Below are 24,586 nucleotides of genomic sequence, written 5' to 3' on the forward strand. Positions count from 1 at the left end.
TACGCGCGCTTCAGGCCGACACGCCTACGGCCCCACATGGATGTACGGCGCCCACAGGCTCGGGTTCAGACGGTAGCCCTCGTCGGCGTCGCGGAGGGCGCGGACCGCGGTGTGCAGGGCGTATGCCGTCTGGTCGGGGAAGGGGCGTCGGGGGGCGAAGGCCGAGTAGAAGTGGTCGGCCAGTTCTTTGGAGGTCTCGTCGTCGACGGCCCAGAGGGTGCCGACGACATGGATGAAGCCGGCCATGTGGAAGGCGCCGGTGATGTGCAGCGCCTCGTCGGCGTACTCGCCGCGGCCGCGGGTGGTCTCGCACGCCGAGAGGTACGCCAGCTCCGCGGCCGGGAGTTGCAGCCGGGCGATGTCGGTGAGGGTGAGCGGGGCCGTGTCGTGGTCGTGCAGCAGGACCTGACCGGTCGCGGCCCCGTCGTCGGCGGCGACGGCGTGGCAGGCGAAGTGCACCCAGGGGTGGTGGGGGAGCGCGTCGAGCACGGTCCGGCGTACCGCCTGCTCGTCCAGGAGCAGACGGGCGCCCGGTCGCGCGGCCAGCAGGGCGGCCTCCGCCCGCGCGCCCTCCAGCGGCGCGAGCCCCGCGCCCGGCGGCGCCGGCACGGCGACCACCAGCGGGGCCGTGGGGGCGGTCGGCCGCCGGTCCGCTCGCGCGGTCTGGCGGCGCCGGGCGTGGACGAGGCTGTTGACGGTCGGGGCGTACGAACTGACGGCACGGTCGAGCAGGTTGTCCCGGTCGTTCTCGTGGCGCCCGGCCGCGTGCAGGGGCAGGGCGGTCAGGGGGCCGGTGGGGATCCACCACATCCGTCCCGGGGACTCCCCGCCGGGCCCGTCGTCGGCGCGGAGCCCGAGCGCGTCCAGGACCGGTTCGGCCACCGCCGTCCACAGCCAGGCGAGCGTCTCCCGGATCTCGGACTGGGCGTCGCGCTGGTGGGACAACGATCGGCCGGCGTCGCCCGCCGTACGGACGGCGACGAGGAAGGCGTCGGCCCGGCGGACCACCTCCGCATGGCTGAGCCCCGTCAGCGGTACGCACCGCACCCGTCCCTCGCGCAGGACGAGCGCGTCGCAGCGCAGCGGGCTGATGTTGACCATCACCACCGGGCCCTCGTCACCGAGTCCGGCGAGCATCTCGGCGGTGCGGGGGAGCCGCAGGAAGTCCCCGAAGCCCGGCTCGCGTCGGATCGCCGCCACGAGCCGGTCCCACCGTTCGGCCAGGGCGTGCCGGTCCTCGCCCGCCAGCGGGGTGCCAGGGGCCGGGTGGCCGGCGCCGGTCCCGGCCGGCCCGGACGAGGTGAAGGCGGCGGCTTCGGGGCGGTCCAGCTGGGGGATCAACCGGGCGTACTCGGCGGCGAGTTCGTCCGGCAGACGGCTCAGCAGGTCAGTGGTGTCCGTGCGGGCGTCGAGGGCTTGGGCGAGCAGCACGCCACGGCCCTGCTCCAGGAGCCGCAGCGCGAGTTCGGGGTCGGCCAGCTCCAGCGCGCAGGCCGCCGCGTCCTGCGCGAGACCCGCGAACCTGCCCAACTGGCGTGCGCGGTCCATGCGTCCGATGCGGTACGACGCCGTGCGCGGCAGCAGTTCGACCGCGAGCCGGAACGGCTCCATGGCCGCGGCGTGGTCGTCGGGCGAGCGGCTCTCGCCGCCGCCGATGACGCCCAGCGCCCACAGGTGCGCGCAGCCCACCCGGACGCTGACGTCCAGGGTCAGGTCGGACGCGGCCTTCCGGTACAGGTCGATCGCCGCCGCAAGGGCGTGCGGATCGCCCTCGGTCACTGCCTGCGTGCCCAGGGCGGCACCGTGGTTCAGCAGGGCGATCCCGCGCAGCGCGTGCCCTTCGGGAGTGGTGGCGTACGCCTCGGCGGTGGCCCGGACCCATGCGCGCACGGCCCGCCGTTCGCGTCGCGTCGAACGGCGTCCGCCGCCACCGTCGAGAACCCCGGGTGCGGGCGCGGCGACATCTGCCGCGCCGATCAGTTGCAGACGCCGTACGGTCGCCAGCACCGCGTTGCGCTGCACCAGGTTGGGATGCCCCGCCGGGGTCGCGGCGACCGCCCGGCGGGCGGCCCGGGCGGCCTCGCGCAGGTCGGCGGGGTCCGCCCGGGCCTGATGGCGCTCGGCCAGGATCGAGGCGAGGTTCGACAGGAACCGCGGATACAGCCGATGGCGCCGCGGGACCGCGGCGAGGACCGCCCGCGCCAGCAGAGCCGCTTCGTCGAGCGCCTCCGGGGCGCCGGCGGGGGACTGGTGGTGATGCAGACGCAGCGCCTCGGCGAGGTTGGAGCGGGCCCAGGTCTGCTCCTGCGTGCCCGGCTCGGCGCAGGCCACCGCCGCCCGGAAGGTTGCGACGGCCTCCGCGAGCGCGGCGGAGTCGCGGTGCAGGTGATAGAGGCTCAGCAGCGCGTCGCCCAGGCTGTCCAGACGGTTGGAGCGTCGCGCGCCCCCGGGCGGCGTCGAGTCGAGGGCCGTCCGGATCGCGTCGACGGAGGCGGTCAGGTCCCGGGCGTCGTGCGTACGCAGCCACCGCAGCCGCAGCGCGCCGGAGAGGTTCGTCCAATAGGAGGGCGTGGTGACGGTGACCTCCGTCCCGTACGGGGCCAGGGCCTCGCGGAACAGGGTGATGGCCCCGTCCAGGTCGGCCGGTTCGCCGAACCGTTCGTAGCGGGACCACAGGACCGTGCCGACCCCGTTCATGGCGGCGCCGCGGAGGTCGATGTTCTGCGTCCTGTCGAGCACGGCGTCGAAGAGGACCAGGGCCCGTTCCAGGTCCGGGAGCCGGCCGGTGCGCTCGTACCGGGTGTGCGACTCCTCGGCGGCGCCGAGCACCGCGAGCAACTGCTCGTACCCGGGTGTGCCGAACAGGTCGTACGGGGCGGGCATCAGGAACCGTGCTGCCCAGGAGATCCCGGAGCGTCACGCTCGTCGTGCTTCTCGCGGATGCGTCGGGCCATCAGCGCGCCCATCGGCCCGTTCCGGTCGAACCATGCGGCGGCCTCGTCGTCGCGGCCCAACGAGAGCAGGGTCAGGGCGAGATTGGCGGTGGCGTCCTGGCTGCCCTGTTCCGCCGCCTCGGTGAGTACTTCGACGGCCTCCTCGAGGCGCCCGTCGAGCCGCAGCTTGACGCCGTACTGGTTCAGCGCCTGCGGGGAGCCCGTCTCGGCCGCCCGGCGCAGCTCGGCCTCCGACGGCATCGCCCGGAACGTGAACCGCGGTCCGTCCGATCCGTTCTGCTCCGCTCTTCGTGCCCGCGTGCGTCGACGCCAGAACATCGGCATCACCCCCCGTGACCGTCGGTGATCGCCCAGTATCCTCTCAACTCGGTTGCTATGTAAGGAGGTTGCAAGGATGGCGGAAATCCGCACCGGCGACAGCGACAGCGACGGGGACGGCGGGTCGAGGGCGGTGCGGTCGGACATCTGCGCCCGGCTGGACGAGATCAGGGGCGTTGTACCGGCCGAGCGCCGGCCGGAGTTGGAGGAGATCCTCGGGGCGCTGCGGGGGAGCGGCGACCCGGCGGTTCCACAGGCCGCGCTCCACCGACTTCTGCGCCGCTGCGGGGTGGCGACCGGATTGCGCGCGTTCACCCGGGGCGCGGAGATCGGTGGGCTCCCGGCGGCTGTGGAAGGGCACCCGGTGGTGGAGGCGTACGTCTGCCCGGGGGACCGCTGCGACCGCCGGGCCTCGGCCCGGAACCGACCGGTGCCGGAGACCTGCCGTCTGTACGGCGAGCCGATGCGCCGCCGCAGGCTGTCATGAACGCCGTGCTCGCCGAGTTGGGCAAGAACCTGGCCGCGCGCTGGCTCACCCACCTCGTCCCCTCGGGGCTGCTGTTCCTCGCGGTCGCCGGGGCGGGGCGGCTGCTGGGCCAGGCGCACTGGTACGACATCGGCCGGGTCACGCGCGCGCTCGACGAGCTTGCCGGGCATCCGGCGAGCCGGTCGACCGGCGGTGTGGTGCTGGTGGCCTCCGCGACGGTGCTCGCCTCGGCCGGGCTCGGCCTCCTCGCCCAGGCGCTCGGCGGGGCGGTGGAGCGGCTCTGGACGGGGGACTGGCCCCCACCGGTACGGCCGCTCGGCGGGCGGCTGGCCGAGCGTCGGCGAGGGAGGTGGCGGGCGGCCGAGGACGCCTACGCGCGGGTGGACGCGCGAGCCGTCGAGCAGGGGTCGCCCCTCGACCCCGGCACGGTTCGGGAGCTCGCGCGACTCGCCGCGGTACGCAATCGGATCTCCCTGGTGGAGCCCGCTCACCCCTGCTGGACCGGCGATCGCGTCCGCGCCCTCGACCTGCGCGTCCACCAGGCCTACCGGCTCGACCTCGACTCGGCCTGGTCCCGGCTCTGGCTCGTCCTGTCCGCCGACACCCGCACCGAACTGCGCACCGCGCGGGAGGTCTACGACGACGCCGTCCGCCTCACCGCCTGGAGTCTGCCGTACCTGCTGGTCGCCGTCTGGTGGTGGCCGTCCGCCCTGATCGCGCTGGGCCTGGCGATGCTCGGATCGCGCCGGGGCCGGTCGGCGATGGACGCCTTCGCCGAGCTGGTCGAGTCCGCGGTGGACCTCCACGGCCGCGACCTGGCCCTCGCGCTCGGCGTGGACTGCCCGGGCAGGCTGGACCGGGAGACCGGCCTGGAGATCACCGCCCTGCTCCGCAAGGGCGCCTGAGACCGCGCATCGGTGCGGACAGCACGCGCGCTGGTGTTCGCATCGCAGACTCCTGTGCGTCACACCAGCGCCACGGGGTCTTCCCCGACATTCGTTCCTCTTGGAACACTCCCCCCGCGCAGGTCCCATCCAGAGCACCACGTCAGGACAAGAGGTCACCCAGTCATGCCTCAAGTGAACCGACGCCGCTTCCTCCAACTCGCCGGTGGCACCGCGGCGTTCACCGCGCTGTCGAACAGCATCGAGCGCGCCGCCGCCCTGCCCGCGCACCACGGGTCCGGCACGATCGACGACGTCGAGCACATCGTCGTGCTGATGCAGGAGAACCGGTCCTTCGACCACTACTTCGGCTCGCTCAGAGGCGTCCGCGGTTTCGGTGACCCCCGCCCGTCCACGCTGCCCAGCGGCAAGTCGGTCTGGCACCAGTCGGACGGCACCAAGGAGGTGCTGCCCTTCCGGCCCGCGGCCGACAACCTGGGCCTGCAGTTCATCCAGGACCTCCCGCACGGCTGGAGCGACGGGCACACCGCGTTCAACGCGGGCAAGTACGACAAGTGGGTGCCCGCCAAGTCGTCGACGACGATGGCGTACCTGACGCGCGAGGACATACCGTTCCACTACGCGCTCGCCGACGCGTTCACCATCTGCGACGCGTACCACTGCTCGTTCATCGGCTCCACCGACCCGAACCGCTACTACATGTGGACGGGTTACACGGGCAACGACGGCAAGGGCGGCGGCCCGGTCCTCGGCAACGACGAGGTGGGCTACGACTGGACGACGTACCCGGAGCGGCTGGAGGCGGCCGGGGTCTCCTGGAAGATCTACCAGGACGTCGGTGACGGCCTCGACGCGAACGGCTCCTGGGGCTGGATCCCGGACGCCTACCGCGGCAACTACGGTGACAACTCGCTGCTGTACTTCAACCAGTACCGGGGCGCCAAGCCCGGCGACCCGCTCTACGACAAGGCCCGCACCGGCACCGACGCCCGCAAGGGCGAGGGCTTCTTCGACCAGCTGAAGGCCGACGTCAAGGGCAAGAAGCTGCCCAAGGTCTCGTGGATCGTCGCGCCCGAGGCGTTCACCGAGCACCCCAACTGGCCCGCGAACTACGGTGCTTGGTACATCGCCCAGGTCCTGGACGCGTTGACCTCCAACCCCGAGGTGTGGGCGAAGACGGCCCTGTTCATCACCTACGACGAGAACGACGGCTTCTTCGACCACCTCGTGCCGCCGTTCCCGCCGCAGTCGGACGCGCAGGGCAAGTCCACGGTCGACGTCGGCCCGGACCTCTACAAGGGCGACGCCGGCCGTGCCGCCGGACCGTACGGACTCGGCCAGCGGGTGCCGATGCTCGTCGTCTCGCCCTGGAGCAAGGGCGGTTTCGTCTGCTCCGAGACCCTCGACCACACCTCGATCATCCGGTTCATGGAGCGCCGCTTCGGCGTGCACGAGCCCAACATCTCGCCCTGGCGGCGCGCGATCAGCGGTGACCTCACCGCCGCCTTCGACTTCTCGTGCAAGGACACCAAGCCGGTCGCGCTGCCGGACACCGACGGCTATCAGCCGCCGGACCACGACCGGCACCCCGACTACGTGCCGACCCCGCCCGCGAACCCCGTGCTGCCCCGGCAGGAGCGCGGCTCGCGCCCGGCCCGCCCACTCAGGTACGCGCCCTTCGTGGACGGTTCGGCGGACGCGGCGGCCGGGAAGTTCACGCTCGCCTTCGGTTCGGGCGCCAAGGCCGGCGCCGCCTTCTTCGTCACCTCCGGCAACCGCACCGACGGCCCCTGGACGTACACCACCGAGGCCGGCAAGACCGTCTCCGACACCTGGAACTCGGCGTACTCCGGCGGCTCGCACGACCTGACGGTGCACGGTCCCAACGGTTTCCTGCGCGTCTTCAAGGGCCCCGGCAAGACCGCGGGACCCGAGGTCACCGCGCGCCACGTCGGCGAGAACGTGGAGCTGACCTTCACCAACAAGGGCTCCGGCACCGTCGAGCTCAAGCTCACAAGCGGCTACGGAGGGCGGCCGAGTTCGTTCAAGGTGCGGGCGGGCGCGACCGTGCGGCACACGGTGGACCTGCGGGCGAGCCGGCGCTGGTACGACCTGACCGTCGTGTCCACGGCGGACGCGGGGTTCCTGAGGCGGTTCGCCGGACATGTCGAGAACGGTCACGCGGGCGTGAGCGACCCGGCGATCGTCACCTTCTGATGGATATCTCGGCTCTGGTCAATTTCCGGCCAACTCACGGTAGTGTGCCCCGGTGACCACGCATTCGAACACTCCTGCAGGTTGGTACCCGGATCCGCACGGGGCGCCCCAGACGTTGCGTTACTGGGACGGCTCGCAGTGGACCGAGCACACCAATGCGGACCAGGCGGCCCCGGCGGGGCAGACGGTTCCGCAGCAGGCCCAGCAGCCGTACGGACAGCCGGCGGCCGGTCCCGACCCTCGCGTGCAGCAGCAGGTGCAGCAGCAGGCGGGTGTCGCGGGTGGCGGTGCCGGCGGTGGCACCCTGTTCACCGAGCCGGTCCTGGTGGTGAACCAGAAGGCCAAGCTGATCGAGCTGACCAACGAGTACAAGGTCATGGACCAGCAGGGCAACCAGCTCGGCGCGGTCGCCGAGGTCGGTCAGAGTGGCCTGAAGAAGGTGCTCCGCTTCGTCTCCAGCCTCGACCAGTACATGACGCACAAGCTGGAGATCCGTGACGCCCACGGGCAGCCGGTGCTGCGGCTCACGCGTCCCGCGAAGTTCATCAAGTCGCGGGTGGTCGTGGAGCGTCCGGACGGACAGCCCGTCGGCGAGATCGTGCAGCAGAACATGATCGGGAAGATCAACTTCGCGATCAACGTCAACGGCCAGCAGGTCGGCGCGATCAAGGCGGAGAACTGGCGCGCCTGGAACTTCGCCATTGTCGACCACACGGACAAGGAGGTCGCCCGGATCACCAAGACCTGGGAAGGCCTCGCCAAGACGATGTTCACCACGGCGGACAACTACGTCCTCCAGATCCACTACCAGCTTCCCGAGCCCCTGCTGAGCCTCGTCGTCGCGACGGCGCTCACCGTCGACACGGCGCTCAAGCAGGACGCCCGCGGGCTGGGCTGAACCGGCGCACAGCAAGAAGGGTGGCCGCGGAGAGTTCCGCGGCCACCCTTCTTTGTTGTGCTGTGCGCGCTCCTGGAGCCTTCCAAGAACCCTGCGGGAGCCCTACAGGGACGTCAGTTGACCCGAGCCGGGCTGCTTCGGCAGCAACGAGGGTTCGTACGCCGCCGATCCGGGCTCCAGCGCCAGCACCGCGGCGACGGGGTGCTCGTCCCCGGCGTCCACCAGAGGTTCGGGCAGCGCAGGCTCCGGCACCGAGCGGGACAGCGTCACCACACCCCACGCCGCCACGCCCGCGCCCATGGCCGCCAGCAGCAGGCCGGCCGGGCCGCCCTGCAACTGCTCCCCGAGCAGGAAGAGGCCTATCGCCGCGGCGGCGACCGGGTTGGCGAGCGTCACGACGGCGAGCGGGGCGCCGAGACCACCCCGGTAGGCGGTCTGCGACAGGAGCAGTCCGCCCGCCGCGAAGGCGGCGACGAGCAGGGCCACCACGATCACCTGGGCGCTGAGCAGCGGGCCGGAGCGGTCCGTCACGGCCACGGTCACCGTCTGCGTGAGAGCGGAGGCGACACCCGAGGCGAATCCGGAGGCGGTCGCGTGCCGCAGCCCCGGCCGGGTGCCGGGCCGCGACAGCATGCCGATCAGGGTGGCCGTCGCGGCGGCCACGCCCAGCGCCTGCGGCACGCTCAGAACGTCGTCGGGCGCCGGCCCGGACGCCGTGACCAGCAGCGCGGACAGTCCGATCAGGGTGAGCGCGGTACCGCGCCACTCGACCGCGCTGACCCGCCGTCCGGCGACCCGTGCGCCGAGCGGCACCGCGGCCACCAGCGTGAGCGCGCCGAGCGGCTGTACGAGCGTGAGCGTGCCGTACTTCAGCGCGGCGACGTGCAACAGCGCGGCGGAGGCGTTCAGTACGACGGTCCACCACCAGGCCCCGCTGCCCAGCAGCCGCAGCATGCCCGCGTCGGTCGTCCGGGAGGCCAGCCGCTCCTGGGCCACGGCCGCGGCGGCGTAGGCCACGGCCGAGAAGAGCGAGAGGACCACGGCGGCGAGTGTGGCGTTCATCGTCTTGCCCCCACGAGCTCCGGTACTGATTCCTTTTCGCCAGCGCCGCCGGCTCCGCCGGCATTCCCGGCTGCTCCGTCGGCTTCGTCATACGCCTCGTCGACGGCTGCAAGGCCGCGCGCCTCGGCCGCCCCGGCCCCGCGCGGCAGACGGATCACGGCCAGCGCGATGCCGAGCAGCGCGGTCGCCACGATCGCGTCGAGCCAGTAGTGGTTCGCCGTACCGACGATCACCAGCAGGGTGAGCAGCGGATGCAGCAGCCACAGCCAGCGCAGGCGCGAGCGGGTCGCGGCGATCAGGCCGATCGCCACCATCAGCGCCCAGCCGAAGTGCAGCGAGGGCATCGCCGCGAACTGGTTCGCCATCTCGTCGGTCGCCGGGTGCGCCCCGTAGACGGTGGGCCCGTACACCTGTCCGGTGTCCACCAGGCCCGCGGCGGCCAGCAGCCGGGGCGGGGCGAGCGGGAAGGTGAGGTGCAGCGCCAGGGCGGCGGCGGTGACCGCGGCCAGGACACGGCGGGCCCAGACGTAGTGGACCAGGCGCCGCAGGTACATCCAGACCAGGAAGGCCACGGTGGCCGGGAAGTGCACGGTCGCGTAGTAGGTGTTCGCGAGGTGCACCAGGGTGTCGCTGTGCAGCAGCGCGCCCTGTACGGAGCCTTCGCCCGGCAGGTGGAGCGTCCGCTCCCAGTCCCACACGCGATTCGCGTTGCGGAAGGCCTCGGCGGTGTGGCCGTCGGCCAGCTGCCTGCCGACCTTGTAGACGACGAAGAGCCCTACGACGAGCAGGAGCTCGCGCACGAGCGGCGGGCGTGGCGCGGTGCTCTGCCGCGACGGCCGCCGTATCGCCGCGGCCGGCTCTGGTTCTGCTTCCGCAGGCTCGGTTCGGGAATCCATCCCCCGGCCCCTTTGCTGACGGTGTTGCTTGGGGTGGTGCGCGGTGAGCCCAGGACAGAATCCACTCGATCACTCGAGACTCACTCGACAGCGGAGTGGGTCCTGTCCAAGGCTCATCGATACGGAAGTGTACCGATACGAAGGTGTACCGATACGCCACTGTACCGATACGGACCCGTACCGGTACAGTGGCGTATCGATATACACTGTGAGAAGCGGAACACCGGGCGAGCCACCCACCCGAGCGAGGAGATGAGCCATGACGTCGCAGGCCGCGGACGGACCGGAGACGGTCGTCGCCTCGCGCCGCTCCAAGATCACGCCCGAGCGTGAGCAGGAGTTCTACGACGCCGTGCTCGAGCAGATCCGCGAGTGTGGCTATGACTCGCTCACCATGGAGGGCGTGGCCGCGAGCACCCGGTGCAGCAAGTCCACGCTCTATCGCCAGTGGAAGACGAAGCCGCAGTTCGTGGCCGCCGCCCTGCGCGCCAACAGCTGTCCGCGCTTCTCGGGCATCGACACCGGCACGCTCGCCGGGGACCTGCGCGCGATGGCGCGGGCCGCGGGGAACTGGTCGGGCCGCGACAGTCAGCTGCACCAGGCGCTGGGCCACGCCGTGTTCCAGGACAAGGAACTGCAGGAGGCGCTGCGCGACGCGCTCGTCGAGCCCGAGATCAGCGCGGTCAAGGAGATCCTCGCCCGTGGGGTCGCCCGCGGCGAGGTCGCCGCGGACCACCCGGCGCTGGAGTTCATCCCGGCGCAGCTCTTCGGTGTGGTGCGGGTTCGTCCCGTGCTGGAAGGGCGGAACGCCGATGCGGCGTATCTCACACAATTCGTCGAGGCCGTCGTGATTCCGGCTCTCGGCCTGACCTGAGACTCAGGTCGCCGTCCGCGGGATGACCGGACGTCGGCCTGCACGCGCCGCACCGTGGGGACGGGGGCGGCGCGCACCCCCGGCCGGGTGGGGTTCCTCTTGAGCGGAGGGGCACCCCACCCGGCCGATCCATGTCCGGGGGGCGGATTTACGGGCTAGACGTTCTGCCCGTTGCCGCTCACTCCCGACGCCACCTTGATGCCCTTGGTGATGTCGTCGATCACGGACTCCTTGGGCGCCTTGGAACTGACGTCGATGCCGAAGCGGACGACGATCAGTGACTTGGAGTCGACGGGGGACGGGAAGACGAGCGACTCGACGTAACCGTCGTCACCCTTGCTGGTGACGACCTTCCAGCGGACGAGGTAGCCCTTCTCGCCGGCCACGGTGACCGCCTTGGAGGCGAGCTCCGTGTGCGAGGTGATCGTGCCGTAGCCCTTGCCGTACGACTCGGTGGCGTTCTTGGAGATGTCCTCCTTGGCCGCCGCCTCCGCCGTGGTGGACTTCAGTTTCTGTTCCGCGGCGGTTGCCGAGTACGCCCCGCCCCGCTGGCAGTCCTGCGAGGTGTCGCCGGGGCACTTGTAGGTGTCCTTGGTCGACAGCACGGCACCCGTCGTGGTGCTCCCGCCGGTCCAGTTGTCGGGCACCGGCACGCTGATGCCGCTGATCAGGTCGGTGGCGTAGCCGTCCTCGAGTTGCGGCTGCCCGGACTGGCCCGGTGCCGGGGTCTGGCCCCCGGAACCGCCCGAGCCCCCGGACCCGCCGCCCGGTCCGCCCTCGAGGCCCCCGTTGCCGCCGCCCTGGCCGCCGAATCCGCCCTGGCCGCCGTTCTGTCCGCCGGGGGCCTGGGAAGTGGCGCTGTTCCCGCCGTTGCCGTCGCTCTTGGTCAGGGCGTACACCCCGCCCCCGATGCCCGCGAGGACCGCGATCGCGGCGGCGACGGCTATGCCGGTACGCAGTCCGCGCCGCGGGGTGCCCGGAGCGAGCGCCGGATACGGTCCGGCGGCCGGCGGGTGCGTCGGGGGACCCCATGCGGCGGCGGACCCGACGGGGCGGGTCTGGTCCGTCCATGTCTTGCCGTCCCACCAGCGTTCGGTGGCGGGACTGTCATTTGTCTGCCCCGGGTCGGGATACCAACCGGGAGGAGTCACCTGCGTCATGGACCCACCGTATGAGCCGTGGGTGAAAGGCGGATGAGAGGGATCCGGAAGATTCGTTTCAAGAACGCCTCGAAGGCGCCGCCGGGTGCCTTGTCACGACCATCGGGTGTCAGGCCGCGAGCTGCGGGCGTCACGTCAAGACCGGCGGGTGTCATGCCAGGACCAGTCGCACCGGCGCCGCCCCCGCCCTCGGCGGCAGCTGCAGCCCGCCGCGCCCCGGCGTGATCGAGCCGAGCACACTCGGATGCCGGGCCCCGGTGCTCACCGGATCGGTGCCCGTGAGGCCGTGCAGCGTCAGGAAACCCAGCACGGCGAAGGCGTACGCCTCCTTGGCTGCCGCGGGCAGACCCAGAGCGTCGGACGTGCGTACGGGCACTCCCGACAACTCCGCGCCCAGCATCGCCATCAACGCCGGATTGCGGGTGCCGCCGCCGGACGCGATCACCTCCGTGGCACCCACCGAGCGCACCGCGTCGGCGACCGTACGGGCGGTGAGCCGGGTGAGGGTCGCGATGACGTCCTCGGCGGTGAGCGTGCCGAACCCGGTCAGCGCGTCGCGCAGATGGCCGAGGTGGAAGAGCTCCTTGCCGGTGGTCTTGGGCGCGGGCAGCGCGTAGTACGGCTCCGCGAGCAGCCGGTCAAGCAACGGTTCGTGCACGGTGCCGCGGGCGGCGAGGGCGCCGTCCACGTCGTAGTGCAGACGTCCCCCGGTCAATCCCCGCACGGCCGCGTCGACGAGGGCGCACCCGGGCCCGGAGTCGAAGGCGGTGCCGTCCGGCGCGGTGAGGTTGGCGATGCCGCCGAGGTTCAGCGCCACCGGACTCCCCGCCCTGCCGCGCAGCCACAGCAGGTCGACCAGGCTCACCAGGGGCGCGCCCTGACCGCCGGCGGCGATGTCCCTGGGGCGGAAGTCGGCGACCACCGGCAGCCCGGTCGCCTCGGCGATCCAGGCCGGCTGACCGAGCTGGAGCGTCCCGTGCGCCCGCCCGTCCTCGACCCAGTGGTAGACGGTCTGCCCGTGCGAGGCGACCAACTCGGCTCTCCCTCCGCACAGTTCACGGTCGGCCCGGACCGCCGCCGCGGCGAACGCCTGCCCGATCAGGGTGTCCAGACGGCACACCTCGGCCAGCGTGGTGGCCGCCGGGGGCAGCGCCGCCGCGAGCGCCTCGCGCAGCGCGCCGTCGTACGCCTCACCGACCATCCCGAGCGGCCGCAGAGTGAGGTCCTCACCTTCGAGGGTCAGTTCGGCCGCCGCCGCGTCGATCGCGTCGTACGACGTCCCGGACATCAGGCCGATCACCCGCACGTGCTCAACTCCCTCGGTTGTCGGGGAGCGTGGCCAGGGCGAGCGCACTGACGGCGCACGTCGCCGCCGCGTAGTACGCGGGGATGTCCACGCTTCCGGTCCGCTTCATCGTCTCGGTGATGATGAGGCCCGCACAGCCCGAGAACACGGCATTGGACAGGGCGTAGGCGAGTCCCAGGCCGGTGTGGCGGACGCTCGTGGGGAACATCTCGGAGAGCATGGCGGGCCCCGGGCCGGCCATCAACCCGACGACGGCACCCGCCCCGCACACGGCGAGACCCTTCACGGCGTCCGAAGTCCCGGTGTCCTGAAGGAGGTTGAGCAGCGGGACGGACAGGACCACGACCAGGCCGGCACCGGTGAGCAGCACGGGACGCCGCCCGATCCGGTCGCTGAGCAGACCCGCCGGGACGATCGTGGCCGCGAAGCCCAGGTTGGCGAGGACCGTGGCGAGCAGCGCCTGCCGGAAGCCGGTGTGGAGGGTGTTCTGGAGGTACGAGGGGAGCACGACCAGGAAGGTGTATCCGGCCGCCGACCAGCCCATCACGCGTCCCGCTCCGAGGACGACGGCCCGCGCGACCTCGCGCCCGGGCGGGCGCTCCTGTCTCCCCTCGTGCCGGAAGGCGGGCGTCTCCTCCAGCCGCAGCCGCAGCCACAGTGCGACCAGCCCCAGCGGCAGCGTCAGCAGGAACGGCAGCCGCCAGCCCCAGTCGCTCAACTGCCCCTCGGTCAGCACCGTCGCCAGCAGCGCCGCCACACCCGCACCACCGAGCAGCCCCAGAGCCACCGTGAACGACTGCCACGACCCGTACAGCCCTCGTCTGCCCGGCGGCGCGAACTCCGTCATGACCGAGACCGCGCCCCCGAACTCCCCGCCCGCGGACAGCCCTTGGACCACCCGCAGGAAGGTCAGCAGCCACGGCGCGAGGGCACCGATCGCGGCGTAGGTCGGCAGCACGCCGATGAGCGTCGTGGCGCCCGTCATCAGCGCGATCACCAGGATCAGTACCGGGCGGCGCCCGATCCGGTCGCCGAGCCGTCCGAACAGCGCCGCGCCCACCGGCCGGAAGAAGAACGCCAGCGCGAAGGACGCGTACGTCCTCACCAGCCCCTCGGTCTCGCTGCCGCCCTCCGGGGTGAAGAACCGGGCCGCGATGACGGTCGCGAAGTAGCCGTAGACCCCGAACTCGTACCACTCGACGAAGTTGCCGACCGAGCCCGCCAGCAGGGCCCTGCGCCGCGGGCGCGGGCGTCCGGCGGTGTGCGGGACGAAGTCGTGCACGCGGGCATCGCTCATGGGTCCCTCCTCCTCGCTGTTCCTTCTCGCTGTTCCTTGGAAAATTAGCGCCATTTTCAGGTCTTTTGACTGTCGATAACTTTCGCCACGGCTGGTCGGCGCCCCCTCGCGTCGCCTGCGGACACCTTCCGTCACCCGTCTCGGCAATAGGTGCCCCGACCCGCATCCACATCGGCTTCCGGACGGCTAGGCTCGATGTCTGTACGTCGTACGGGCGACCTGGGGAGGTAGCGGCATGACGGAGGCACGGCCGGGACCGGCCGCCTCGTCCTCCCTGTGGGAGCGCGAGGCGGAGATCGCCGACGTGGTGGACGCCGTCAAGGCCCTGCGCGCGGACGCCTCGTCCTCCGGCAGCCTGCTGGTGTTCAGTGGCGAGGCGGGCATCGGCAAGACCGCGCTGCTCGCCGAGGCGCGCCGGATCGCGGAGGCCCACGGCTGCACGGTGTGGTCGGCCCGCGGCGGCGAGACCGTCACCTCCGTTCCCTTCAACGTCATACGGCAGCTCCTCCAGCCCGCCATCGTCTCGCTGATGCCCGAAGAGGCCCGCGAATACCTGGGCGACTGGTACGACATCGCCGGACCCGCGCTCGGCATCGCCGAACCGGGCGACCGTCAGGCCGACCCGCAGGGCGTGTGCGACGGACTGGTCGCGGCGGCGCGGCGGCTGGCCAAGCGCGAGTGGCCCCTCGTCCTGATCCTCGACGACGCGCACTGGGCCGACCAGGAGACCCTGCAGTGGCTGGTCGCGTTCGCCGAGCGCCTCGACGACCTGCCCGTCCTCGTCGTGGTCGCCCGCAGGCCGGGTGACGTCAGCGGTGAGCGGGCCCGTCAGCTGGAGGCCGTCGCCGCCGCGGCCCGACCGATCCGCACGCTCAGCGCGCTGACACCCGACGCCACCGCCGGACTGACCCGCGCCACGCTCGGGGAGCACGCGGACGCCCCGTTCTGCCGCGAGGTGTGGGCGGTCACCGGCGGCAACCCGTACGAGACCGTCGAACTGCTCGCCAAGGTGCAGGACAGCGAGTTGGAACCGGTCGAGGCCTCGGCCGCCGAACTGCGCGCCCTGAACCGCTCGGCACGCGGGCGCGGACTCGTCGCCCGCCTCGAAGGACTCGGTATCGACGCCACCCGCTTCGCCTGGGCGGCCGCGATCCTCGGCACCGGGATCTCGCTCGACCTCGCCGCCCAGCTCGCCGGGATGCAGCGCGACGAGGCCGCGCGCTGCGCCGAACTGCTCGGCGCGGCCCGCATCCTCACCCCGACCGAATCCGCGAGCCGCGAACTGGCCGACGGTGACCTGGAGTTCGTACACCCCCTCATCGCCAGCGCCGTCTACCGCTCGATCCCCGACGCGCTGCGCACCGCGATGCACGGCCAGGCCGCCTGGGCGGTCACCGAATCGGGCCGCGGAGCCGCTGCCGCCTCCCGCCACCTCCTCGAAGTGCACCCGGACGACGACCCCGAACTCGTCGAGCAGATGCGCGAGGCCGCCCGCGAACACCTCGCCGTCGGCGCGCCCGACGCGGCCAGGCGCTGCCTGGAGCGCGCCCTGGCGGAACCCCCGCTTCCGGAAGTCCAGGCGCGCGTGCTCTACGAACTGGGCTGCGCCACCCTCCTGACCGCTCCCGCCACCACGATCAGCCATCTGCGCACCGCGCTCGACCAGTCCGGCCTCGACGGCGATCTGCGGGTGGACGCCGTCTTCCGCCTCTCCCAGGCCCTGGTCCACAACGACCAGCTGGACGAGGCCGTCCGCACGGTCGACGCGGAGGCCGCCCGGCTCGACGCGAGCCCCGCCCGGATGCGGCTTCAGGCCGTCCACTACATGTGGGAGGGCATCCACGCGGGTGAGGACCACGTTCCGGGACGCTCACGAAGTCTCGCCGAACTCGTCACGACCTGCACCGGACGCGACAACTCCGAGCGTGCCCTGCTGATACTGCGCGGCTTCGACGCGATGACCCGCGGCGAGAGCGCGGAGGAGGTCGTGGAACTCTGCGACCGTGCCCTCGTCAACGGCCGCCTCGCGCCCGGACTCGGCTGGACCGACACCGAGTGGGGCATCGAACTCCTCATGATGCTGGGCAGTTCGTACGCCTACGCGGACCGGCTCGACCGGGCCGAGAGCCTCTTCTCCGAGGCGCTGCGCTCCTACACGAGCGCCGGATGGAGCGGCGGCCACCTCGCCCTGGCGCACGCCTTCCTCGGTCTCGCCCACCGCAGGCGGGGCCGCCTCAGGGACGCCGAGACCACCCTGCGCGAGTCGCTGCGCATCGCCGAGCGGGTCGGGCGCGGGCTGCCCCTGTACTGGTCCGCCACCTGCGGCCTCGTCGACACACTGCTCGCCCGCGGCGATGTCCAGGAGGCCTGGGCGATCGCCGAGCAGTACGGCTTCGCACCGCCGTACCCGTCCACCATCGTGCTGCCCGACACCCGTTCCGTACGCGGACGGCTGCTGCTCGCCGTCGGGCGCGTCAAGGACGGCATCAACGAACTCGAGGCCGCCGAGAAGGCCGCCGCGGCGCGCGGCCACCACAACACGGTGATGGCGCCCTGGGCGCTCGACCTCGCCCGCGCGCTCGCCTCGGACGACCCGGCCCGCGCCGCCGCACTGGCCTCCGACGCCCGCCGCCAGGCCGAGCGATTCGGCACGGACACCGCGATCGGTGAGGCACTGCGCTGCGCGGCGGCCCTCGAATCGGGCCAGCGTGCGGTACGCCTGGCCGCCCAGGCCGTCACCTACCTGGAGGCCTCGCCCTGCCAGTACGAACACGCGGCGGCCCGCGTCGAGTACGGCATCGTGGCGCGCTCGGTCTCGGAGCTCGGCAAGGGCCTGACGCTGGCGCGCTCGTGCGGGGCGGACGGGCTGGTGGCGAGGGCGGAGGAGGTCCTGGCGACAGGGAGAGGCCTGAGGTAGCCGCCAGGCCGTCCGCGAGGGCGAGATGTCCGCAGCGGACGGGCAGGGTCACCCTGTGGCGCCGTCGTCGCCCTCCTCCTCGGCGAGCACCCGCTGAGCCGTCGCGAACGCCGAGTTCGCCGCCGGGACACCGCAGTACACGGCCGTCTGCAGCAGCACGGCGCCGATCTCCTCCGGGGTCAGCCCGTTGCGGCGCGCCGCCCGGACGTGCATGGCCAGCTCGTCGTAGTGACCGTGTGCGACCAGCGCCGTCAGGGTGATCATGCTGCGCTCGCGGCGCGAGAGCGTCGGGTCGGTCCAGATCTCGCCCCAGGCGTAGCGCGAGATGAAGTCCTGGAAGCGGGCGGTGAAGGGGGTCTGCCGGGCCTGTGCCCGGTCCACATGGGCGTCGCCCAGCACCTCGCGCCGCACCTCCATGCCCCGCGCGGCGCCCCCGTCGAAGTGGGCCCGCAGCGCCGTCAGGACCGCCGCGGGACACTGCGCGGGCGCCAGGTGCGAGGCTCCCGGGAGCTCGACGAGCGTGGCGCTCGCCACCGCGTCGGCGATCTCCCGCAGATGGGCGGGCGGCGTCGCCGGGTCCTGGCGGCCCGCGATCAGCAGGGTGGGCACGGAGATCTCGGGGAGCCGGTCGCGCAGGTCGAAGGCGGCCAGCGCGTCACAGCAGGCGGCGTACGCCTCCGGGTCCGCGTTCCGGTGGTCCTCGATCAACCGCGGTACGGTGAAACCGGGCGTGAACCAACGGGAGTTCGCGTTCTCGGCGAGCGAGGCCAGCCCCTCCCTGCGTACCAGTTCCGCACGCTCCTCCCACGGCTTGGAGCCGTTGAAGTGCGCCGAGGAGCAGATGACGGCGAGGGACGACACACGCTCCGGGTGGTGGACGGCGAGGTACAGACCGACCGCGCCGCCGAGCGAGACGCCCGCGTAGGCGAAGCGTTCGATGCCGAGCGAGTCGGCGAGGCCGAGGACCAGGTCGGCGAGGTCACCGACGGTGGCTCCCGGCCCGATCAGGTCCGGCGCCGCCCCTCCGTGCCCCGGCAGATCCCAGCGAACCACCCGGTGGGTGGTGGACAGCTCGGGCGCGACCTTGTCCCACAGGGCGTGGGAGGTGCCGAGCGAGGGCCCGAGGAGCAAGGGGGGAGCGGTCTCGGGGCCCTCGGCGCGGTGGTTGAGCAGGGTGCGGGTCACGTTCGCTCCAGAGCACGGTCGGTGAGGGCTCCCGCGGAGCCCGTGTAGCGGGTGGGGTCGGTGAGTTCCACGAGGTCGAGCTCCTTGAGCTCCGGCTCCTCGCCGAGTACGTCCACGAGGGGCCGGTTCTTCGCCACGGCCCGCTCGGCGGCCCGGGTCAGCAGCTCCTTGGCGCGGGCCCGCCCGAGCACCGGGGCGAGTGCGACGGCCAGGCGCTCGGAGACGATCAATCCATGGGTGAGAGCGAGGTGATCGCGCATGGCGTCCGTGTTCACCCGGAGCCCCTCGACCAGTTCGGCGGCGTCGTGCGCGGCGCCCGCGACCAGCCTCAGCAGTTCGCGCAACGGCTCCCACTCGGCGTGCCAGGCACCGGCCGGCCGCTCGTCCTCGGCGACCATCGACCCGTAGAGCGTGGCGGCGAGCCCCGGCGCGCGCCGCGCGGAGGCGGCGATCACGGTGGCCGCCACCGGGTTGGCCTTGTGCGGCATCGCGGACGACCCGCCACCGCTCCCCTCGGCGACCTCGGCGATCTCCGTGCGGGAGAGGGTGAGCACATCGGCCGCCATCTTGCCGAGGGCCCCGGCCGTGAAGGCCAGGCCGCCGGCCAGGTCGGCGATCGGTGTCCGCAGGGTGTGCCAGGGCAACGCCGGTTCCACGAGGCCGAGTTCACCGGCGTACGCCGCCACGAGCGCGCCCGGATCCTCGGCGCCGAAGGCCGCGAAGGCGGCCAACGTCCCGGCGGCGCCACCCAGTTGGGCCGGGAGCCGGAGAGCCGCGAGCCGGTCCCGCGCGTCCAGCACGAGCGACCGCCACCCCGCCGCCTTCAGCCCGAAGGTCGTCGGTACGGCGTGCTGCGTGAGGGTCCGCCCCGGCATCGCCGTGTCCCGGTGCGCGGCGGCGAGTCGGCCCAGGGCCCGCGCCGTCCGCTCCAGATCCGCCAGGATCAGGTCCAGCGTGCGACGGGCGACCAGCATCAGCGCCGTGTCCAGGATGTCCTGGCTGGTCGCACCCCGGTGGACGTAGGGCCCGTACTCCTTGCCGACCGCCGCTGTCAGATCCGCGACCAGCGGAATCACCGGATTGCCGCCGCCTCGGGCGCGCAGCGCGATCGACCTGACGTCGAGGTCCGCCGCGGCCAAGGCGGACACCGCCGACGCCGCCGCGTCCGGCGCGAGCCCGAGTCCCGCCTGAGCGCGGGTCAGCGCCGCCTCCGCGTCGAGGAGCGCCCCCAGAAACGCGCTGTCCGAGGTCGCGGACGCCGCCGGGGAGCCCGCCCACCCGGGGGCGAGCAGTCCGGCATCGGCATCGGCATCGGCGTCGGACTCGGAGCGGACCGGGCCGGCAGCTGTCACTGGAACTCCAGGAAGACCGTTTCGCCTTCGCCCTGAAGGCGGATGTCGAAACGGTACGTCCGGTTCGCGCCCGCGGCCGCGATCAGCGTGGCGCGCCGGTCGGCAGGGAGCGAGTCGAGCAGCGGGTCGGCGCCGTCGGCGAGGTACGCGCGGGTGAAGAGGTGGTGCACCAGACCGCGCGCGAACACACACACGCTGATGTACGGAAGCCCGGCGTTGCCCGGCGGCAGGGTGTGCAGCGCGTACCGACCGTCGGCGTCCGTGGCGACCCGGCCGAAGCCCGTGAAGTCGACGCCGCTCCGGCCGAGGAAGCCGCCCGTCGACGGGTCGCGGCGCATCGAACCGGGGGCGCCCTTGAGGGAGCCGTCGGGAGCTGCCTGCCAGAAGTCCAGGAGGGCGTCCGGGATCACCTCGCCCGCGCCGTCGAGCACGTATCCGTGCAGGGTGATCGCCTCGGGGTGGCCCTGCGGTGCGACCTGGCCGCCGTCGGGAAAGGGCAGCGCGTGGCCGTAGAAGGGGCCGATGGTGTGGGACGGGGTGGGGAGCAACCGCTCGGTCATGGTCAACGGCCTTCCTCGATCCAGGTGGCGGAGGGACCGTCGAGGACGATGTCCCATGCGTAGCCCATGGAGAACTCGGGCTGGGAGAGATCGTGCTGGTAGGTGGCGATCAGACGGTCGCGGGCCGCCTGGTCCGTCACGGACTGCAGGATCGGGTCGTAGCGGAACAGCGGGTCGCTCGGGAAGTACATCTGGGTGATCAGCCGCTGGGTGAACGCCGTGCCGAAGACCGAGAAGTGGATGTGCGCGGGCCGCCACGCGTTCGTGTGGTTGCCCCACGGGTAGGGGCCCGGCTTGATCGTGGTGAACCGGTACCGGCCCTGATCATCCGTCAGGGTGCGCCCGACACCGGTGAAGTTGGGGTCCAGCGGCGCCGGGTGCTGCTCGCGCAGATGGGCGTACCGGCCGGCGGCGTTGGCCTGCCAGATCTCGATGAGCTGACCGCGCACGGGACGCCCGTCGCGGTCGAGCAGCCGGCCCGAGACGGTCATGCGTTCGCCGATCGGCTCGCCCCGGTGCTGGATGGTCAGGTCGCTGTCGTGCTCGGTGATGTCGGTGACACCGAACACCGGACCCGACAGCTCGACCGTCTCCGGGTCACCGCCGTCGACGGCGACCAGCGGCTGCTTGGGGTGGCGCAGCAGGGAGCTGCGGTACGGGGGGTAGTCGCGCGACGGGTGGTTGCGCACCGGCGCTCCGCCGGCGACCGCCTTGTCGTAGACGTCCTGGAGATCCTTGATCTCGACGTCGATGTCCGACTGGGTGAGGGCCATGGTCGACTTCCTATCGTTCGAGGACGAGGGCGAGGCCCTGGCCGACGCCGATGCAGAGGGTGGCGATGCCGGTGCCGGCGCCCTGACGGGCTAGTTGGTGGGCGACGGTGCCGGCGAGGCGGGCGCCGGAGGCGCCGAGGGGGTGGCCGAGGGCGATCGCGCCGCCCTGGGGGTTGAGGATCGCGGGGTCGAATTCGGGCCATTCGGCGAGGCACCCGAGGACCTGGGCGGCGAAGGCCTCGTTCAGTTCGAGGACGGACAGGTCCGCGAAGGTCTTGCCGGCTTTGGCCAGGGCGCGGGTGACGGCCTCGACGGGGGCGAGGCCGAAGTACTGGGGGTCGGTCGCGGAGACGCCGGTGGCTCGGACGCGGGCGAGAGGTTCACGACCGGTGGCCTTGAGGCCTTCCTCGTCGGTCAGGAGGAGCGCGGCGGCGCCGTCGTTGAGGGGCGAGGCGTTGCCCGCGGTGACCGTGCCGTCGGTGGTGCGGAAGGACGGCTTGAGCCTGGCCATGGCGGTGGGGGAGGCGTCGGGGCGGACGGATTCGTCGGCCGCGAGGACGACCGGGTCGCCCTTGCGCTGCGGGACGGGGACCGGGGTGATCTCGCCGTCGAACAGGCCGTTCGCCTGCGCGGTGGCCGCCTTGCGGTGGGAGGCGAGGGCGTAGGCGTCCTGCTGCTCGCGGCTGATCTTGTGTTTGTCGGCGATGAGTTCGGCGGACTCGCCGAGCGGGATGGTCCACTGGGGGTCCATCTTCGGGTTGACCATGCGCCAGCCGAGGGTGGTGGAGTACAGCTCGGTGTGTCCGGCGGGGAAGGGCCGGTCGTTCTTGGGCAGGACGTAGGGGGCGCGGGTCATGGACTCCACGCCGCCTGCCACGGCGATGTGGGCGTCGCCGACGGCGATCGCGCGGGCGGCCTGGATGACGGCTTCGAGTCCGGAGGCGCACAACCGGTTGACGCTCACCCCGGGCACCGAGGTGGGCAGGCCGGCGAGCAGGGCGGCCATGCGGGCGACGTTGCGGTTCTCCTCACCGGCGCCGTTGGCGTTGCCGAGGTAGACGTCCTCGATCCGGGCGGGGTCCAGGTCCGGGGTGCGGGCCAGGAGTTCCCGGATGGCGTGGGCGGCGAGGTCGTCCGGGCGGACGGACGCGAGGCCTCCGTTGTACTTGCCGATGGGGGTGCGGACCGCATCGACGATGTAGACGTCCTTCACGGTTGGGTCTCCTCGGTGAGTTCGGCTGCGACACGGACCTGCGCGGCGGTCTTGGCCACGATCTCTGCGACCGTGACGCCGGGCGCGGTCTCGATGAGCACCAGCCCCTCGTCGGTGACGTCGAGGACGCCGAGGTCGGTGATGATCCGGTTGACGCACGCCTTGCCGGTGAGTGGCAGCGCGCACTCCCGAAGGATCTTCGCGGTGCCGTCCTTGGCGGTGTGGGTCATGACGACGATGACGGTGCGGGCGCCGTGGACCAGGTCCATCGCGCCGCCGATCCCGGTGATCATCTTTCCCGGGATGGCCCAGTTCGCCAGGTCACCGCCCGCGGACACCTGCATCGCGCCGAGCACGGCCACGTCGATGTGCCCGCCCCGGATCATCGAGAACGACAGCGCCGAGTCGAAGAAGGAGGCGCCCGGCAGGACCGTCACGGTCTCCTTGCCGGCGTTGATGAGGTCCGGGTCGACCTGGTCCTGGGTGGGGTAGGGGCCGGTACCGAGGATCCCGTTCTCCGACTCCAGGATCACCTCGACGTCGGCCGGGAGGTAGTTGGGGATCAGCGTCGGCAGCCCGATGCCGAGATTGACGTACTGCCCGTCCTGGAGTTCGCGTGCCGCACGGGCCGCCATCTCCTCGCGTGTCCACGCCATCAGCCGCTCACCGTCCGCTTCTCGATCATCTTCGCGGCGGCCTGTTCGGGGGTGAGGGCCACCACCCGCTGCACGAAGATCCCCGGCAGATGCACCGCGTCCGGGTCGATCGCGCCGGGCTCGACCAGCTCCTCCACCTCGGCGATCGTCACCCTTCCCGCCATCGCCGCGAGGGGGTTGAAGTTCCGGGTGGACCTGTTGAAGACGAGGTTGCCGTGCCGGTCGCCCTTCGCGGCCCTGACCAGCGCGAAGTCGGTGCGGATGCCGTGCTCCAGCACGTACTCGGTGCCGTCGAACTCGCGCACCTCCTTCGGCGGCGACGCCAGCGCCACCCCGCCGGAGCCGTCGTAGCGCCAGGGCAGGCCCCCGTCCGCGACCTGGGTGCCGACCCCGGCCGGGGTGTAGAAGGCGGGGATCCCCGCACCACCCGCACGCAACCGCTCCGCGAGCGTGCCCTGCGGGATCATCTCCACCTCCAGCTCACCCGCCAGATACTGCCGCGCGAACTCCTTGTTCGCCCCGATGTAGGAGCCGGTCACCCGCGCGATCCGCCCGGCGGACAGCAGCACCGCGAGCCCGGACTCCATCGCCCCGCAGTTGTTGGACACCACGCCCAGACCGCCGACCCCGCGCTCGTACAGCGCCTCGATCAGCACGTTCGGCACACCGCTCAGCCCGAAACCGCCGACCGCCAGGGTCGCGCCGTCCGGCACATCGGCCACCGCCTCCAGGGCTGTGGCGACCACCTTGTCCATCCGTGAAGCCCCATCTCTTCCAAGCGTCCAGACCCTCAATTGCTCAGGGCACTGATTATTTCTGCGAGGTTTCCCTCACGCTGCCACCAGCGGCCCATGTCGTCAAGACTTCCATGAAATCGGCGGGTGTACGGCCCTGAGCGCCCTGGTACGTATCCTGGTGATGCGCGGTATCGTTCAGTGCACCGACGAAATGACGGACTCACCCAGGGGGAGCGCACATGGCCGCGGTGGACCTCACCACCCACCCCGGGCACCTCGCCCGGCGACTCCAGCAGGCCCACTATCTGCTGTGGAACACGATGGTCTCCGAGGAGATCACCTCACCGCAGTTCGCGGTCCTGAACACGCTGGTCGCGGAGCCGGGACTGGATCAGCGCACGGTGGGCGAGCGGGTGGGCCTGGACCGGTCGACCATCGCCGAGGTCATCAGCCGGCTCAGCCGCCGGGGCCTGCTCGACAAGGTGCGCGATCCGCAGGACGGCCGCCGCTTCCTACTGCGCCTCACCGACGAGGGGACGCGTACGCACCGCAAGCTGACCGTGCGCACGGCGCGTATGAACCAGGTCTTCCTGGCCCCGCTCTCCGCCGAGGAGCAGACCGTCTTCTTCGACCTCATCCAGCGTGTCTCGGACGCCGCGGAGGGGCTGCGCAACCCGACGGAACCCCTCACCACGCAACGCCGGGCGGTCCTTCACCAGGCGACGCCAGGCGAAAACATCTGACAGATCACGGTCAGGAGCGCTAGGATCCCCGCGATGATGACTCACTCTGTCGGCAGAATGGGGGTCCCGTCCGCGC

21 protein-coding genes are annotated in these 24,586 nt (G+C 72.1%); 7 read left to right on the plus strand and 14 right to left on the minus strand.

Annotated features, from left to right (window positions below; translation table 11 throughout):
• Positions 1–24 precede the first annotated feature (24 nt).
• Together OG798_RS43955 and OG798_RS43960 are read right to left on the minus strand one after the other, a co-directional pair.
• On the minus strand, positions 25–2,883 hold the full coding sequence (locus tag OG798_RS43955; protein WP_328758872.1) for a CHAT domain-containing protein: 2,859 nt from the start codon (positions 2,881–2,883) through the stop codon (positions 25–27).
• Positions 2,883–3,194: a hypothetical protein gene (locus OG798_RS43960; RefSeq protein ID WP_267063572.1), complete on the minus strand. Its 312-nt coding sequence runs from the start codon at positions 3,192–3,194 to the stop codon at positions 2,883–2,885. Before OG798_RS43960 ends, OG798_RS43955 begins: the two co-directional genes overlap by 1 nt.
• 154 nt (positions 3,195–3,348) lie before the next feature.
• Between OG798_RS43960 and OG798_RS43965 the strand changes: the two genes are divergently transcribed.
• The 4 genes from OG798_RS43965 to OG798_RS43980 all read left to right on the plus strand — a co-directional run bounded on the left by OG798_RS43965 (position 3,349) and on the right by OG798_RS43980 (position 7,779).
• A complete protein-coding gene (locus OG798_RS43965; protein ID WP_097223952.1) occupies positions 3,349–3,759 on the plus strand; it encodes a hypothetical protein in 411 nt (136 codons plus the stop codon).
• Positions 3,756–4,664, plus strand: a complete 909-nt coding sequence (locus OG798_RS43970; protein WP_328758875.1) for a hypothetical protein — start codon at positions 3,756–3,758, stop codon at positions 4,662–4,664. The genes OG798_RS43965 and OG798_RS43970 overlap by 4 nt, the downstream gene beginning before the upstream one ends.
• A gap of 165 nt (positions 4,665–4,829) precedes the next feature.
• On the plus strand, positions 4,830–6,881 hold the full coding sequence (locus OG798_RS43975) for a phosphocholine-specific phospholipase C (protein ID WP_095851403.1): 2,052 nt from the start codon (positions 4,830–4,832) through the stop codon (positions 6,879–6,881).
• 52 nt (positions 6,882–6,933) lie between these two features.
• Complete coding sequence (locus OG798_RS43980) at positions 6,934–7,779, plus strand: phospholipid scramblase-related protein (protein WP_328758876.1); 846 nt, start codon at positions 6,934–6,936, stop codon at positions 7,777–7,779.
• Positions 7,780–7,881: 102 nt separating this feature from the next.
• On the opposite strand, the gene OG798_RS43985 is transcribed toward OG798_RS43980, so the two are convergent.
• Both OG798_RS43985 and OG798_RS43990 read right to left on the minus strand, forming a co-directional pair.
• Positions 7,882–8,841 carry a DMT family transporter gene (locus OG798_RS43985; protein WP_328758878.1) on the minus strand — a complete coding sequence of 320 codons (960 nt, stop codon included), beginning with the start codon at positions 8,839–8,841 and terminating at the stop codon, positions 7,882–7,884.
• A complete protein-coding gene (locus OG798_RS43990; protein ID WP_328758879.1) occupies positions 8,838–9,737 on the minus strand; it encodes a phosphatase PAP2 family protein in 900 nt (299 codons plus the stop codon). Before OG798_RS43990 ends, OG798_RS43985 begins: the two co-directional genes overlap by 4 nt.
• A gap of 259 nt (positions 9,738–9,996) precedes the next feature.
• On the opposite strand from OG798_RS43990, the gene OG798_RS43995 reads away from it, so the two are divergent.
• On the plus strand, positions 9,997–10,611 hold the full coding sequence (locus OG798_RS43995; protein WP_075030422.1) for a TetR/AcrR family transcriptional regulator: 615 nt from the start codon (positions 9,997–9,999) through the stop codon (positions 10,609–10,611).
• Positions 10,612–10,766: 155 nt separating this feature from the next.
• Here OG798_RS43995 and OG798_RS44000 read toward each other — a convergent pair whose 3' ends face one another.
• The 3 genes from OG798_RS44000 to OG798_RS44010 form a co-directional block, all read right to left on the minus strand.
• Entirely contained in the window at positions 10,767–11,771 is a 1,005-nt protein-coding gene (locus tag OG798_RS44000) for a DUF2510 domain-containing protein (protein WP_095851399.1), read from the minus strand.
• Positions 11,772–11,922: 151 nt separating this feature from the next.
• Positions 11,923–13,077, minus strand: a complete 1,155-nt coding sequence (locus OG798_RS44005) for an anhydro-N-acetylmuramic acid kinase (RefSeq protein WP_328758880.1) — start codon at positions 13,075–13,077, stop codon at positions 11,923–11,925.
• Between the two features lie 4 nt (positions 13,078–13,081).
• Entirely contained in the window at positions 13,082–14,374 is a 1,293-nt protein-coding gene (locus tag OG798_RS44010) for an MFS transporter (RefSeq protein WP_328758881.1), read from the minus strand.
• Between the two features lie 235 nt (positions 14,375–14,609).
• Here OG798_RS44010 and OG798_RS44015 point away from each other — a divergent pair, with 235 nt between their 5' ends.
• The gene (locus OG798_RS44015) at positions 14,610–17,291 is read left to right on the plus strand and encodes an ATP-binding protein (RefSeq protein WP_095851396.1); all 2,682 of its coding nucleotides are present in this window, start codon (positions 14,610–14,612) and stop codon (positions 17,289–17,291) included.
• Between the two features lie 48 nt (positions 17,292–17,339).
• Here OG798_RS44015 and pcaDC read toward each other — a convergent pair whose 3' ends face one another.
• The 7 genes from pcaDC to OG798_RS44050 are packed head-to-tail and all read right to left on the minus strand — an operon-like array spanning position 17,340 to position 23,785.
• The gene (gene pcaDC / locus OG798_RS44020; RefSeq protein WP_328758882.1) at positions 17,340–18,476 is read right to left on the minus strand and encodes a bifunctional 3-oxoadipate enol-lactonase/4-carboxymuconolactone decarboxylase PcaDC; all 1,137 of its coding nucleotides are present in this window, start codon (positions 18,474–18,476) and stop codon (positions 17,340–17,342) included.
• The gene (pcaB, locus tag OG798_RS44025) at positions 18,473–19,828 is read right to left on the minus strand and encodes a 3-carboxy-cis,cis-muconate cycloisomerase (RefSeq protein WP_328758883.1); all 1,356 of its coding nucleotides are present in this window, start codon (positions 19,826–19,828) and stop codon (positions 18,473–18,475) included. The genes pcaDC and pcaB overlap by 4 nt, the downstream gene beginning before the upstream one ends.
• Entirely contained in the window at positions 19,825–20,388 is a 564-nt protein-coding gene (gene pcaG, locus OG798_RS44030) for a protocatechuate 3,4-dioxygenase subunit alpha (protein WP_095851393.1), read from the minus strand. Before pcaG ends, pcaB begins: the two co-directional genes overlap by 4 nt.
• Before the next feature lie 2 nt (positions 20,389–20,390).
• On the minus strand, positions 20,391–21,161 hold the full coding sequence (gene pcaH, locus OG798_RS44035; RefSeq protein WP_267063581.1) for a protocatechuate 3,4-dioxygenase subunit beta: 771 nt from the start codon (positions 21,159–21,161) through the stop codon (positions 20,391–20,393).
• A gap of 10 nt (positions 21,162–21,171) precedes the next feature.
• Positions 21,172–22,374, minus strand: a complete 1,203-nt coding sequence (locus tag OG798_RS44040) for a thiolase family protein (protein ID WP_328758884.1) — start codon at positions 22,372–22,374, stop codon at positions 21,172–21,174.
• Positions 22,371–23,030 carry a CoA transferase subunit B gene (locus tag OG798_RS44045; protein ID WP_328758885.1) on the minus strand — a complete coding sequence of 220 codons (660 nt, stop codon included), beginning with the start codon at positions 23,028–23,030 and terminating at the stop codon, positions 22,371–22,373. Before OG798_RS44045 ends, OG798_RS44040 begins: the two co-directional genes overlap by 4 nt.
• Complete coding sequence (locus tag OG798_RS44050) at positions 23,030–23,785, minus strand: CoA transferase subunit A (RefSeq protein WP_328758886.1); 756 nt, start codon at positions 23,783–23,785, stop codon at positions 23,030–23,032. Before OG798_RS44050 ends, OG798_RS44045 begins: the two co-directional genes overlap by 1 nt.
• A gap of 221 nt (positions 23,786–24,006) precedes the next feature.
• Between OG798_RS44050 and OG798_RS44055 the strand changes: the two genes are divergently transcribed.
• On the plus strand, positions 24,007–24,510 hold the full coding sequence (locus OG798_RS44055) for a MarR family winged helix-turn-helix transcriptional regulator (RefSeq protein WP_097223943.1): 504 nt from the start codon (positions 24,007–24,009) through the stop codon (positions 24,508–24,510).
• The last annotated feature ends 76 nt before the right edge of the window (positions 24,511–24,586 follow it).

It is taken from the genome of Streptomyces sp. NBC_00271 (assembly GCF_036178845.1).
GTDB lineage: Bacteria > Actinomycetota > Actinomycetes > Streptomycetales > Streptomycetaceae > Streptomyces.

Coding starts and splice junctions, on each gene's coding strand:
- OG798_RS43955 (WP_328758872.1), bottom strand. CDS start 2,883: ATGCCCGCCCCGTACGACCTGTTCGGCACACCCGGGTACGAGCAGTTG.
- OG798_RS43960 (WP_267063572.1), bottom strand. CDS start 3,194: ATGCCGTCGGAGGCCGAGCTGCGCCGGGCGGCCGAGACGGGCTCCCCG.
- OG798_RS43965 (WP_097223952.1), top strand. CDS start 3,349: ATGGCGGAAATCCGCACCGGCGACAGCGACAGCGACGGGGACGGCGGG.
- OG798_RS43970 (WP_328758875.1), top strand. CDS start 3,756: ATGAACGCCGTGCTCGCCGAGTTGGGCAAGAACCTGGCCGCGCGCTGG.
- OG798_RS43975 (WP_095851403.1), top strand. CDS start 4,830: ATGCCTCAAGTGAACCGACGCCGCTTCCTCCAACTCGCCGGTGGCACC.
- OG798_RS43985 (WP_328758878.1), bottom strand. CDS start 8,841: ATGAACGCCACACTCGCCGCCGTGGTCCTCTCGCTCTTCTCGGCCGTG.
- OG798_RS43990 (WP_328758879.1), bottom strand. CDS start 9,737: ATGGATTCCCGAACCGAGCCTGCGGAAGCAGAACCAGAGCCGGCCGCG.
- OG798_RS43995 (WP_075030422.1), top strand. CDS start 9,997: ATGACGTCGCAGGCCGCGGACGGACCGGAGACGGTCGTCGCCTCGCGC.
- OG798_RS44000 (WP_095851399.1), bottom strand. CDS start 11,771: ATGACGCAGGTGACTCCTCCCGGTTGGTATCCCGACCCGGGGCAGACA.
- OG798_RS44010 (WP_328758881.1), bottom strand. CDS start 14,374: ATGAGCGATGCCCGCGTGCACGACTTCGTCCCGCACACCGCCGGACGC.
- OG798_RS44015 (WP_095851396.1), top strand. CDS start 14,610: ATGACGGAGGCACGGCCGGGACCGGCCGCCTCGTCCTCCCTGTGGGAG.
- pcaG (WP_095851393.1), bottom strand. CDS start 20,388: ATGACCGAGCGGTTGCTCCCCACCCCGTCCCACACCATCGGCCCCTTC.
- pcaH (WP_267063581.1), bottom strand. CDS start 21,161: ATGGCCCTCACCCAGTCGGACATCGACGTCGAGATCAAGGATCTCCAG.
- OG798_RS44045 (WP_328758885.1), bottom strand. CDS start 23,030: ATGGCGTGGACACGCGAGGAGATGGCGGCCCGTGCGGCACGCGAACTC.
- OG798_RS44050 (WP_328758886.1), bottom strand. CDS start 23,785: ATGGACAAGGTGGTCGCCACAGCCCTGGAGGCGGTGGCCGATGTGCCG.
- OG798_RS44055 (WP_097223943.1), top strand. CDS start 24,007: ATGGCCGCGGTGGACCTCACCACCCACCCCGGGCACCTCGCCCGGCGA.